General features: G+C 74.2%; 7 protein-coding genes. 5 read left to right on the top strand and 2 right to left on the bottom strand.

Features of this window, described 5'->3' with window-relative positions:
* From COUCH_RS33485 to COUCH_RS33470, 4 genes are read left to right on the top strand one after another with little or no spacing between them, the layout of a single operon-like run.
* Complete coding sequence (locus COUCH_RS33485) at positions 1–1,440, top strand: polyketide synthase (RefSeq protein ID WP_249609173.1); 1,440 nt, start codon at positions 1–3, stop codon at positions 1,438–1,440.
* A 26-nt stretch (positions 1,441–1,466) separates the two neighbouring features.
* Positions 1,467–3,044 carry a long-chain-fatty-acid--CoA ligase gene (locus tag COUCH_RS33480; RefSeq protein WP_249609172.1) on the top strand — a complete coding sequence of 526 codons (1,578 nt, stop codon included), beginning with the start codon at positions 1,467–1,469 and terminating at the stop codon, positions 3,042–3,044.
* A gap of 25 nt (positions 3,045–3,069) precedes the next feature.
* A complete protein-coding gene (locus tag COUCH_RS33475; RefSeq protein ID WP_249609171.1) occupies positions 3,070–3,918 on the top strand; it encodes an alpha/beta hydrolase in 849 nt (282 codons plus the stop codon).
* 8 nt (positions 3,919–3,926) lie between these two features.
* Positions 3,927–10,937 carry a type I polyketide synthase gene (locus COUCH_RS33470; RefSeq protein ID WP_249609170.1) on the top strand — a complete coding sequence of 2,337 codons (7,011 nt, stop codon included), beginning with the start codon at positions 3,927–3,929 and terminating at the stop codon, positions 10,935–10,937.
* A gap of 51 nt (positions 10,938–10,988) precedes the next feature.
* Here the strand turns inward: COUCH_RS33470 and COUCH_RS33465 are convergent, their stop codons facing one another.
* Complete coding sequence (locus COUCH_RS33465; RefSeq protein ID WP_249609169.1) at positions 10,989–11,927, bottom strand: beta-ketoacyl-ACP synthase III; 939 nt, start codon at positions 11,925–11,927, stop codon at positions 10,989–10,991.
* 268 nt (positions 11,928–12,195) lie between these two features.
* On the opposite strand from COUCH_RS33465, the gene COUCH_RS33460 reads away from it, so the two are divergent.
* The gene (locus COUCH_RS33460) at positions 12,196–12,726 is read left to right on the top strand and encodes a snapalysin family zinc-dependent metalloprotease (protein ID WP_249609168.1); all 531 of its coding nucleotides are present in this window, start codon (positions 12,196–12,198) and stop codon (positions 12,724–12,726) included.
* A 41-nt stretch (positions 12,727–12,767) separates the two neighbouring features.
* Here the strand turns inward: COUCH_RS33460 and COUCH_RS33455 are convergent, their stop codons facing one another.
* Positions 12,768–13,085 (bottom strand): STAS domain-containing protein, encoded by a 318-nt coding sequence (locus tag COUCH_RS33455; RefSeq protein ID WP_249609167.1) that lies wholly within the window; start codon positions 13,083–13,085, stop codon positions 12,768–12,770.
* Between the last annotated feature and the right edge of the window lie 90 nt (positions 13,086–13,175).

Below are 13,175 nucleotides of genomic sequence, written 5' to 3'. Positions count from 1 at the left end.
GTGAAGGAGCACATCGAGTACCTGGAGACGCTGACCCGCGAGCAGCTCCTGCTGATGGCGGCCCGGCAGCACGCCGAGGAACACCAGGGGATCGCCGTGGTGGGGATGGCGTGCCGGTTCCCCGGCGGCATCAACGATCCCGCGGCGTTCTGGACGGCCCTGCGCGACGAGCGGGTCGTGCCGGCCGAACCGCGCCGGCCGCCGCCGCGGTGGAACACCGGCGCGCCGGACCTCGAGCCGTACGCGGACGTCCTGGCCCGCGGCGTGCACATCGACGGCGTGGACCTGTTCGACCCGGAACGCTTCGGCCTCGGCGAGGAGGAGGCCCGGCACATGGATCCGCAGCAACGCCTGCTGCTGGCCTGCGCCGGCCAGGCCCTCGCGGACGCCGGCGCACCGGACACCTCCGGGCTGCGGGTCGGGGTGTACGCGGGCGTCAGCGCGCTGGAGTATCCGTACGCCCACCTTCGCAACGGGGTGCGGCCGGAGGACCTGTCGCCGTACATGGGTACGGGCGCCGCGCTCAGTGCCACGGCCGCGCGGATCGCCACCGGGCTGCGGCTCAACGGTCCGGTGCTGACCGTGGACACCGCCTGCGCCTCGGCGCTGACCGCCGTACACCTCGCGGTCCCGGCGCTGCGGCGCGGCGAGTGCGACCTCGCCGTCGTCGGGGCGTGCCACCTGCAGCTGGCCCCGTTCACCAGCGCCGTGTTCGACCTCGCCGGCATGCTCTCGCCGACCGGTCGCAGCCGTCCGTTCGCCGAGGACGCCGACGGGCACGTACGCGGTGAGGGCTGCGGCATCCTGGTGCTCAAGCGGCTCAAGGACGTCCAGCCGGGTGAGCCGCGGCCGTACGCGGTCATCCGCGGCACCGGCCTCTGGCAGCAGGGCGACCGTCCCGCGATGACGGCGACCCCGGTGGCCGCCCAGCGGCGGGTGATGGAGCAGGCGCTGCGGGCCGCCAGGGTGGACCCGGCCGACGTGCGGTACGTCGAGGCGCAGGCCAACGGCTCCAAGCTCGGCGGCGTCATCGAGGCGGAGAGCACGGCCGCGGCGTACGGGCGCGGCCGGCCCGGCGCGGATCCCCTGTACCTGGGCTCCTGCAAGGCCAACATCGGCTACCTGGAGACCGCGTCGGGCGCCGCGAGCCTGATCAAGGTGGCGCTGGCGCTGAGCCACGGCGAGATCCCCGCGCAGCCGGATTTCGGCCGGCCCGACCGGGACATCGCCTGGGACCGGCTCTCGATCGACGTGCCCCGCAAGCTCATGGCCTGGCCGGAGTCCGCCCGCCGGGTCGCCGGGGTGAGCTCGTTCGGGTTCACCGGCACCAACGCGCACGTCCTCATGGAAGCCGTGGCGGGGGCACCGCCGCGCGAGGGCACCCCGTCCGGTCCGCTCACCGGGCGCCGGCTCTGGCCGGACACGCACGTCTGGTCATGACCAGCCCCAGGCAAGGAGTTCGCCCGATGTCGTTGTACTTCCCGCAGCTCCGTACGCTGCAGCAGTCGATCGCCTTCCACGCCGCCGAGCGCCCCGATCATCCGGCGGTGCTCTGCGAGGACCGGAGCGTCACGTACGGAGACCTGCATCGCCGGAGCAACCGTACGGCGCACGGCCTGCGCGCGCAGGGTCTGGCCGCCGGCGCCCGGGTGGCCTTCCTGGGGAAGGAGTCGGAGCACTACTACGACGTCCTGTTCGGCTGCGCGAAGGCCGGCGCGGTGCTGGTCCCGATCAACTGGCGGCTCACGCCCGTGGAGGTGCGGCACATCCTCGCCGACTCCGGCACGGCGGTGCTGTTCGTCGAGGACGAGTTCCTGCCGGCGGCCGAGAAGGTCGTCGCCGAGCTGGAGCGCGCGCCGGTCATCGTCGCGCTCGACGGTCCCGACGGGCCGGGTACCGGTCTGCCGGCCTGGCAGCGCGGGTTCCCGGACACCGGCGTCGACGAGGGCGGCGGGTGGGACGACCCGGTCGCCCAGCTGTACACGAGCGGCACCACCGGCCTGCCCAAGGGCGTGGTGCTCGCGCACCGCAGCTTCTTCGCCGTACGCGACGCGATGGAGTCGCAGGGCCTGGAGTGGATCGACCTGCGCCCCGGCGACGTCAGCCTGATCGGCATCCCGGGCTTCCACGTCGGCGGCATCTGGTGGGCGACGCAGGGCTTCAACGCCGGCGTCACCATCGTGTCGATGCGGATGTTCGTCGGCGCCACGGCGGTGGACCTGATCCGCGACGCCGGCATCACCATCGCCTGCGTGGTGCCGGCGATGCTGCAGATGATGCTCAGCGAGCCGCGGGCCACGCCCGCCCACTTCGCCAGCCTCCGCAAGGTGGTGTACGGCGGTTCGCCCATCTCGGCGACGCTCCTGCAGCAGTGCATCGACGAGATCGGGTGCGAGTTCGCCCAGATCTACGGGCTGACCGAGACGGGCAACACGGCCGTCTGCCTCCCGCCGGCCGAGCACGTGACGGGAAGTCCGCGGCTGCAGGCGGCGGGCCGCCCGTACCCGGGGATCGAGGTCAAGGTCATCGATTCGGCAGGTGAGCGCCTGCCCGCGCGGGAAATCGGGGAGATCTGCATCCGTACGCCCGCGGTCATGCTGGAGTACTGGGGCCTGCGCGAGGCGACCGCTTCGACCCTTGTGGACGGATGGGTGCACACCGGGGACGCCGGCTACCTCGACGAGGAGGGTTTCGTCTTCGTCTGCGACCGGATCAAGGACACGGTGATCGTGGCGGGGGAGAACGTCTACCCCGCGGAGATCGAGAGCGCGCTCGCCAAGCATCCCGCCGTGGCCGAGGCCGCGGTGGTCGGCATCCCGCACGAGAAGTGGGGCGAGGCGGTGCACGCGTTCGTGGTGTTCCGCCCGGGGCGTGCGGCGAGGCCGCGGGAGCTGATGCTGTTCCTGCGCGACGAGATCGCCGACTTCAAGGTGCCCACGTCGTACGACGTCATCGACGCGCTGCCGCGCAACCCCAGCGGCAAGATCCTGCGGCGCAGCTTGCGCGATCGGTTCTGGGCCGGAAGGGTCCGACAGGTCAATTGACCGAGAAGTCCACCAAGGAGACACCATGGCAGCACCGTCACTCAGCAGCCGGTTGAACGCCGTTTCGTACGTAGCGCCGCGGCTGGCCGGGCGTGCGGCGTTCAAGCTGTTCATCGAGCCGGTGCGGCGCGCCGAGGTGCGGCCCGCCCAGCAGCAGGTGATGGACGCTGCCGCGGTGTCCGACCTGGACCACGACGGCGTCACGGTGAAGACGTACCGGTGGGGCGACGGTTCCCGCCCGGTGCTGATGGTGCACGGGTTCCAGTCGCGGGCCGCCTCGTGGGCGGGTTTCGTCCCGGCGCTGCACGAGGCCGGGTTGCCGGTGCTGGCGTACGACGCACCGGGGCACGGCGACTCCGGCGGGGTGTCCGCCACGATCGTCGACCAGGCCGCGCTCATCGCACGCCTGCAGAAGGAGCACGGTCCCTTCCGGGCGATCGTGGCTCACTCGTTCGGCGTGCTGTGCGCGTACCACGCGATGCGGTCGGGTGTGCAGGCCGGGCGGATGGTGGCGATCAGCGCCATCAGCGACTTCGCGTACCTGGCCGACGCGTTCTGCACCCAGTTGTCGCTGCGTCCCTCGATCAGCCGGGAGCTGCGCCGGCGTACCGAGATCTACTTCCGGCCGGAGACCGACATCTGGGAGCGGTTCTCGCCCACGTACCGGCCCGGGCAGGTCACGGTGCCGACGCTGGTCGTCCACGACGAGGACGACAAGGAGGTGCCGGTGCGGCACGGGCGGCGGCTCGCCGAGGTGTACGCGACCTCCGCCGACCTGGTCCTCACCCAGGGCCTGGGGCACCGGCGCATCCTCGGCGACCGCGCGGTGATCGAGACGGTGACCCGGTTCCTGACGAAGACGGACGAACAGTAGCGGAGATCATGAGCGATTCTGGGGCGAGCACGCCCGTTGCGGTGATCGGCATGGCCGCCCGGCTGCCCGGTGCGCCCACGCCGGGCGACTTCTGGCAGCTGCTGATCGGCGGGGGCGCCGGCATCGGTCCGGCCCCCGCCGGCCGGTTCGGTCCCGCCGACCTCACCGCGCTGGGCCCGCAGGAGCGGCAGGCCGTCCGCACCGGGGGCTTCCTGCCGGACGCCGACCGCTTCGACGCGGCCCACTTCGGGATGTCGGCGCGGGAGGCGGCGGCGACGGATCCGCAGCAGCGCCTCGCGGTGGAGCTGGGCTGGGCGGCGCTGGAGGACGCGCGGCTGGCGCCCGGGCGGCTCGGCGACACCCGTACGGCGGTCTACCTGGGCGCCATGTCCGACGACTACGCCGACCTCGTACGGGCCGCCGGCCTGCTGGACGGTTACAGCTTCACGGGCCTCAACCGGGCGCTGCTCGCCAACCGCGTCTCGTACCTGCTCGGGCTGCGCGGCCCCAGTCTCGTGGTCGACTCCGGCCAGTCCGCCTCGCTGGTCTCCGTTCACCTGGCCTGCGTCGCGCTGCGGGCCGGCGAGTGCGACCTCGCCGTGGCGGGCGGCGTGCAGCTCAACCTGGCCCCGAACAGCTGGATCGCCGCGGCCCGGGCGGGCGTGCTGTCGCCCACCGGCGTCTGCCGCCCGTTCGGGGCCGGGGCCGACGGCTTCGTCCGCGGCGAGGGCGGGGCGATGGTCGTGCTCAAGCCCCTGGACCGCGCGGAGGCCGACGGGGACCGGATCTACTGCGTCATCCGCGGCAGTGCGGTCAACAACAACGGCCACACCGGTACGGTCACCGCGCCCGACGTGCGGGCCCAGGTCGAGGTGATCCGCGAGGCGCAGCGCCGGGCCGGGGTGGCCTCCGCCGACGTCGACTACGTCGAGCTGCACGGCACCGGCACGAGGCTGGGCGACCGGGTCGAGGCGGAGGCCCTCGGGGTGGCGTTCGCCGACCGGACGCGCCCGCTGCTCGTCGGCTCGGCGAAAGCCACCGTGGGCCACCTGGAAGCGGCGGCGGGCATCACCGGGCTCGTCAAGACGGCCCTGAGCCTGCGGCACGGCGTCATCCCGGCGCAGCACGGCGCCGGAGCGGTGGCCGAGCACGTGCCGGAGTCGCTGCGGGTCGTCGCCGGGCAGGCCGGATGGCCGTCGGCCGACCGGCCGGGCACGGCGGGCGTCAGCGCGTTCGGCATCGGCGGGACGAACTGCCACGTCGTCGTGTCGGGACACCGGGCCGCGGACCCACCGGCGCGCCGGGTGCCGGAGCGGGAGTGGCCGTTCCTGGTCAGCGCGCGAACGCCGGCTGCGCTGCGGGCGTACGCCGGGCGCCTCGCCGACTGGCTCGACGCGCATCCGGACGCCGAGCCGCTGGATGTGGCGTACTCGCTGGTGACGACGCGGGGCGTGCCCGGCCACGAGGTCGTGGTGCGTGCCGGTCGCCTCGACCACCTCGGGGCCGTCCTGCGCAGCGTCGAGCGGGGAGAGACAGTGGAGACCGCCGACCCGCCGGGGGACTGGGACGCCGTTTTCGCCGGCCAGGAGCCGCGCAGGTGCACCCTGCCCGGCTACCCCTTCGAACGCAAGCGGCACTGGTTCGGCGAGACCGCTCAGGCCCGGCCGGCGGCGGAGCCCGGTGCCGCGCCGGACGAGGCGCTGCTCGATCTCGTGCTGCGTACCGTTGCCGCGGTGCTCGGTGTCCCCGGCACCGAGCGGCTCGACCCGGCCGCCACCTTCAACGACCTCGGGCTCACCTCGCTCACCGCGGTGGAGCTGCGGGACCGCCTCCAGGAGGCCACCGGGCGGCACCTTCCCCCGGGACTGATCTACGACCGGCCCACGCCCGTCGACCTCGCCCGCCATCTCATGGTGGCCGGCACCCCGGCACCCGTCACGGCGGCCGCGCGCCGGACCGGCGACCCGATCGCCGTCGTCGCGATGGCGTGCCGGTTCCCCGGTGACGCCGACTCCCCGGAGAAGCTGTGGCAGCTGCTCGCCGACGGGCGCGATGTCATCTCGCCGTTCCCCGGGAACCGCGGCTGGGACGTCGACGCGCTGTACGACCCGCACCCGGGACGGCCCGGACGCACGTACGTGCGCACCGGCGGCTTCCTGCACGACGCCGACCGGTTCGACCCGGCGTTCTTCGGGATCAGCCCGCGGGAGGCGCTGGCGATGGATCCCCAGCAGCGGCTCGTGCTGGAGGTGGCCTGGGAGGCGATCCAGAACGCCGGCATCGAGCCGTCGGCGTTGCGCGGCACCGACACCGGCGTCTTCGTCGGCGCGATGGCGAGCGGCTACGGGGCGCGCCTGCTCACCGCCCCGCCGGAGATCGAGGGGTACGCGCTGACCGGCTCCGCCGCGAGCGTGGTGTCCGGGCGGGTGGCGTACACGTTCGGGTTGACCGGCCCGGCCGTCACCGTGGACACCGCGTGCTCGTCGTCGCTGGTGGCGCTGCACCAGGCGGCCCGCGCCCTGCAGAACGGCGAGTGCTCGATGGCCGTCGCCGGCGGCGTCACGGTGATGTCCGAGCCCGGCATCTTCGTCGAGTTCAGCCGCCAGCGCGGTCTGTCGGCGGACGGCCGGTGCCGGGCGTTCAGCGCCGACGCCGACGGCACGGGCTGGGGCGAGGGCGTCGGCCTGCTGGTCCTCGAACCGTTGTCCCGCGCCGTCGCCGCGGGCCGGCCGGTGCTCGGCCTGCTCGCCGGCTCAGCGGTCAACCAGGACGGCGCGAGCAACGGGCTCACCGCCCCGCACGGTCCCTCCCAGGAGATCGTCGTACGGGCGGCGCTGGCGGACGCGGGGCTGCAGCCGTCGGACGTCGACGTGGTCGAGGCGCACGGCACCGGCACCCGGCTCGGCGATCCCATCGAGGCGCAGGCGCTGCTGAACGCGTACGGCACCGAGCGGCCCGCGGAGCGCCCGCTGTGGCTCGGGTCGCTCAAGTCCAACATCGGGCACGCGCAGGCGGCGGCCGGCGTCGGCGGGGTGATCAAGGTCCTGCTGGCGATGCGGCACGGGCTCCTGCCCCGGACGCTGTACGCCGACAAGCCCACGCCGCTGGTCGACTGGTCCGGCGGGGCGATGCGGCTGCTGACCGAGCCGGTTCCCTGGCAGCCGGGCGAGCGCGTACGCCGAGCCGGCGTGTCCTCCTTCGGCATCAGCGGCACCAACGCGCACGTGATCATCGAAGAGGCACCGGAGCTCGCCGGTTCCGGTACGGCCGGGTCCGCGCCGGCGCTGATGCCGTTCTCGGCGCACAGTGCCGAGGCGTTGCGCGCCCAGGCGGAGGATCTGCTGTCCCGTACGGCCGCGCTGTCCGCCGAGGAGCTGACCGGCCTGCGGGCCTCGCTTGCGGCGGGGCGGTCGGCGTTGCCGTTCCGTGCGGTGGTTCTCGGCGACCCCGAGCGCGGGCTCGAGGCCCTCGCCCACGGCGCGGCGGACGACAGTCTGGTCACGGACCGCGCCCGTCCCGGCGGCACCGCGTTCCTCTTCAGCGGGCAGGGCAGCCAGACAGCCGGGGCCGGGCACGACCTGTACGTCGCGTACCCCGCCTTCGCCGCCGCCCTCGACGAGGTGTGCGCCCACTTCGACACCGCCCTGGGCCGCCCGCTGCAGGCGGTGATGTTCGCGCCGGCCGGCCATCCCGATGCCGCGCTGCTCGACGACACCGCGTACACCCAGGCGGCGCTGTTCGCCCTGGAGGTCGCTCACCACCGGCTCGCCGAGAGCCTCGGGCTCGTGCCCGACGCGCTGCTCGGGCACTCGATCGGCGAGCTGGCCGCCGCGCACGTCGCCGGGGTGTGGTCGCTGGCGGACGCCTGCCGGCTCGTCGCCGCCCGGGGCGCGCTGATGCAGGCGTTGCCACGCGGCGGCGCGATGGTCGCGGTGACCGCCTCCGAGGCCGAGGTGTCGCCGGTGCCGGAGGGCGTCTCGATCGCGGCGGTCAACGGGCCGGAGGCGGTCGTCCTCTCCGGCGCCGAGGAGCCGGTGCTCGCGGTCGCGCAGCTGTGGCGCGAGCGCGGCCGCCGGGTGGACCGCCTGCGCGTCAGCCATGCCTTCCACTCGGCCCACATGGATCCGATGCTGGCGGCCTTCGCCGAGGTGGCCGCCACGCTGGAATACCACCCGCCGCGCCTGACCGTGGTGTCGAACCTGACCGGCCGCCCCGCGTCCGCGGAGGAGATCTGCACGCCGGGCTACTGGGTCCGGCACGTGCGCGAGGCCGTACGGTTCGGCGACGGCGTCCGCCACCTCGCCGGCTCGGGCGTACGACGCTTCCTCGAGCTGGGTCCCCGCGGGGTGCTGACCGCGCTCGCCGCCCGCAACCTGGCCGACGTGGACGCCGTGCTCGTGCCGATCAGCCGGGGCGTGGAGCCGGCCCTGATGCGGCTGTACTGCGCCGGCGCACGCATCGACTGGTCGCGCACGCCGGCCGGTTCCGCCGTGCGACGCGGTGAGATGCCGCCGTATCCGTTCCAGCGCCAGCGGTACTGGCTGGACCCGGCCACCGCCGCCCCGAGCGCCTTCCTGCCCCCGGCGAGCCATCCGCTGCTGGGTGCCGTCCTGCAGGTGCCGGGCTCCGAGACGCTGCTCGGCGCCGTCCGGCTCTCCCTCGACGCCGAGCCGTGGCTGGCGGATCACGCCGTACGGGGCAGCGTGGTCGTGCCCGGCGCGCTCTTCGTCGAGTGGGCCGCCCACCTGGCCGCCCGGTTCGAGCGGGACGTCGCCGAGCTGGTCGTGCAGGCGCCGCTGCTCCTGACCGCGGGCACGCCGGTGGACGTACGCCTGGTCGCCGGCCCCGACGAGGTCACGATCTTCAGCGGGGACGACTCGGCGGGCTGGACCCGGCACGCCCGCGCCACGCTCGAGGGGCGGCAGGCCGTCGCCGCCGACGGGCCGGGCCGCGGCATCACCGTCCCGGCGTCCGCGGTGGACGTGGACGGGCACTACCGCCGGCTCGCCGACCGGGGCTTCGCGTACGGCCCCGCTTTCCGCGCGCTCACCGGTGCCTGGCGCGACGGCGACGAGGTGTACGCCGAGGTGGAGCTGCCCGGCCGGGTGTCCGCCGCCGGCTTCGCCCTGCACCCGGTGCTGCTGGACGCCGCCCTGCACGCCGCGCTGCTCGTCGTTCCGGCGGGCGATGACGTCCCGCTGCCGTTCGTGTGGTCCGGTGTCCGGCTGCGGCCCACCAGCGCCACGCGGCTCCTGGTGCGGGTCAGCCCGCGGGGCCCGTACGCCTTCTCCCTGGTGGTGACCGACGGCGACGGGACGCCGGTGCTGTCGGTGGACCGCCTGCTGTTCCGGGCGATCGACCCGGCGCGCCTGGAGTCCGCCGCGTCCGAGCGGGACGTGCTGCTCACCGTCGCCTGGCCGCGGGTCGAGGACGACGGGGAACCGGGGGACCCGCTGCCCCGGTGCGGGATCCTGGGCACCGACCACCTGGGCCTCAGTGATGCGGTGAAGGGTGCCGACGCGTACCCCTCGCTGCGGGAGGTCGAGAGCGAGCTGCGGCGCGGCGCCACGGTGCCCGGCCTGATGCTGGTCTGCGGCGGCGAGGGAGCGGCCGAGGCGGACGGCTCCCTGCCGGGCGCGGTCCGCGCGGGTACGGAACGGGCCCTCGCGCTGCTCCAGCACTGGCTCGGCGACGACACGTTCGACGACTCCACGGTGGTGGTCGTGACCCGCGGCGCGGTGGCCACGGAGCGCGGCGCCGACGTGCCGGACCCGGTCGCCTCCGCCGTGTGGGCCGTGGTGCGCAGCGCGCAGGCGGAGCATCCGGGACGGTTCCGCCTGATCGACGTCGACGGGGAGCCGGCGTCCGCCGCGGGGCTGCGCCGGGCCCTGCGGTCGGCGGAGCCGCAGCTCGCCGTGCGCGAGGGCCACGTGCACCGGCCCCGGTTCACCCCGGCGGGCGAGCCGGGACCGCAGCGGCCGTTCGACCGCGAGGGCACCGTACTGATCACCGGCGGGACCGGCGCGCTCGGCGGGCTGATCGCCCGGCACCTGGTGCACCGGCTCGGGGTCCGCCACGTGCTGCTGCTGAGCCGGCAGGGTCCGGCGGCGCCCGGGGCGGCGGAGCTCGCGGCCGAGCTGGGCGCCGCGGCGACCGTCGTCGCGTGTGACGTGTCGGACCGCGCCGACCTGGAACGGGCGCTGCGGGCGGTGCCGGCGGACCGGCCGCTGACCGGGGTGGTGCACGCCGCGGGCGTCGTCCGGGACGGCACCGTCACCCTGCTGACCCCGGCGCGCGTCGACGCGGTGATGCGGCCCAAGGTGGATGCCGCCCTGCACCTGCACGAGCTCACCGCCGGTCACGACCTGTCCGCGTTCGTGCTGTTCACCTCGGTGATCGGGGTGCTGGGCGGGGCCGGGCAGGCCAACTACGCCGCCGCGAACGCCGTCCTGGACGCGCTGGCGCACCGCCGCCGGGCGGCGGGATCACCCGCCCTGGCCGTCGCCTGGGGCCCGTGGGCCGGCGGCGGGATGGCCGGCGAGCTGACCGGCGCCGACCTGCGCCGGATGGAACGCACGGGGTTCGCGGCGCTGCCACCGCAGCGCGGCCTGGCGCTGTTCGACGCGGCGCTGCAGCAGCCCGACCCGGCCGTGACGGCGTTGCGGCTGGTGGGCGAGACCGGCCCGGCCACCTCGGCCATGCTGCGCCACCTCACGCCGGAACGTCCCGCCGCGGCGGCCGCGTCGGCGTCCCGGGTCGACTGGGCGTCGCTCGGCGGCGCCGAGGTCCGGAAGCTGGTACGCGGAATCGCGGCCGGCGTCCTCGGGCACCGGGCGGCCGAGGACGTGGACCCGGACCGCGAGCTGTGGGACAGCGGCCTCGACTCGCTGACCGCGCTCGAGTTCACCCAGCGGCTCGCGGAGGCGTCCGGGGTCCGGCTGCCCTCGTCCCTGGTCTTCGACTGTCCGACGCCGACGATGATCGCGGACCGCCTGGTGGAGATGCTGGCGGCACAATGACGAGGGCCGGGCGCTCCGGCGCCCGGCCCTTCGTCGTTCGTCAGGCCCTGGTCAGGGGCAGCGCACGACCTGCCCCGCGTACGCCAGCCCGCCGCCGAAGCCGAACAGCAGCACCGGCGCCCCGGACGGGATCTCCCGGCGCTGGACCAGCTTGGACAGGGCGAGCGGGATGCTGGCCGCCGACGTGTTGCCGGACTCGATCACGTCGCGGGCGATGACCGCGTCGGTGGCACCGATGCGCCGGGCCAGGGGCTCGATGATCCGCAGGTTGGCCTGGTGCGGCACGATCGCGGCGAGGTCCTCGGGCCGGACACCGGCCTTCTCGCACACCTGGCGCGCGATGGCGGGCAGCGAGTGGGTGGCCCAGCGGAAGACGCTCTGCCCCTCCTGCTGGAAGGTGGCGTCGCGGCCCTCGATGCGGACGGCGTGCGACATCTGCGGCACCGAGCCCCACACGACGGGGCCGACGTGCTCCTCCTCGTCGGCGACCAGGACGGCGGCGCCGGCGCCGTCACCGATGAGCACGCACGTCGTGCGGTCGGTCCAGTCGGTGAAGTCGGAGAGCCGCTCCACGCCGATGACGATCGCCTTGGTGGCGGCGCCGGTCTTGAGCGCCTGGTCGGCGGTGGCGAGGGCGTGGGTGAAGCCGGCGCAGGCGACGTTGAGGTCGAGCGCGGCCGGGGCCGGCAGGTCGAGCCGGCGCGCCACCCGGGCGGCGATGTTCGGCGAGCGGTCGAAGGCCGTGCAGGTGGCCACGATCACGTAGTCGATCTCGGCGGCCGCGACGCCGCTCTCCGCGAGCGCCTTGCGGGCCGCGTGCGCCGCCATCTCGTCGAGGCTCTCGTCGGGGGCGGCGATGTGCCGGGTCTCGATGCCGACGCGGCTGCGGATCCACTCGTCGTTGGTGTCGACCATCTGAGCGAGCTCGTCGTTGGTCAGCACCCGTGCCGGTTGGTAATGGCCCAGCGAGACGATCCGTGATCCGGCCATGGGCCACCCCTCGTGATATTCAGGCGAGCAAGGTATTCGGCAAAACGGCACACTAATGCCTTTTCGGTGAACTTAGTGGCGGTTCTGCGCCGGTGCAACCGCCGTCCAGCCATGCGGACAGCCGGTCGGGGAGATCCTCGACACGCCTGGCGGCCGGGCGGCATCACGTGACCATGAGGCGGCAATCGATATGGCCGTACTCATTGATAGGCGTCTTTTTATGGCTACCGTTTCAGGCAGTCCCCCAACCCCTCATCGGAGGTCACCGATGCTCCTCAAGAGGTTGTCCGCCGCGTTGCTCGCGGTGCTGGCCATGGCCGGTCTGCAGGTCGCCGCCGCCGGTCCCGCGGCCGCCGCGCCGCGGGTGCTGTACTACGACGCGAGTCAGGCCCAGGAATTCGTCGCGGCGGTCGACCAGGGCGCCCAGATCTGGAACAGCCGGGTCACCAACGTGCGCCTCGAACGGGTGCCGTCGGGCCGCACCCCCAACATCCGGGTGTACGCGGACAACGGCTGGCCGCGTACGTACACGACGTCGCTGGGCAACGGCCGGTGGTACATGGGCCGGGAAGCGGTGGACGACGGCTATTACGTCCCGCGCATCGCGGCCCACGAGTTCGGCCACATCCTCGGGCTGCCGGACCGGCGTACGGGCCTGTGCGCCGACCTGATGTCGGGCAGCAGCGCGCCGGTGTCGTGCACCAACGCGTACCCCAACGCGACCGAGGCGGCCACGGTGAACAGCAACTTCCGCACCTCGGCGGCCGTGCCCGCGCGCGAGTACGCCTGGGTCGGCTGACGCCGTACCCCGTCGAGGGCCGTCCGCGCGCCGGGCGGCCCTCACTGGTGCAGTTCGACCACCTCGAGCACGCCGCTGAGCACCAGGATCTGGTGCACGCCCCGGGTCGGCCGGGCCAGGGCGAAGCCGATGCCCTCGTCGCGGGCCCGCTGGAAGCCGAAGATGATCGCGCCCAGCCCGGTGGAGTCGATGAAGGACAGCTTCGACAGGTCCACCACGAGCTCCCGGGGCCGGGTCTCGATCGCCTCCACCAGCGCCACCCGCACCTGGTCCACGTTGAGCACGTCGACCTCGCCGTGCAGGGCGACGGTCGCTACGTCGGCGTCGCGGTCGAGACTCGTGACGGGTTCGTCGGTCACCGGTGGCCCTTCCGAAGCAATCTTCCGCAGTGGCGATGATTCCACGTACGGTAATCGGCAGCATGACAGTAGAGTGCCGAGTCACCAGTG

Origin of the sequence: Couchioplanes caeruleus (genome assembly GCF_023499255.1) — a bacterium.
Lineage (GTDB): Bacteria > Actinomycetota > Actinomycetes > Mycobacteriales > Micromonosporaceae > Actinoplanes > Actinoplanes caeruleus_A.
Note: the sequence above shows the minus strand (reverse complement) of the source record. Positions and strands in the feature narration are given on the sequence as shown.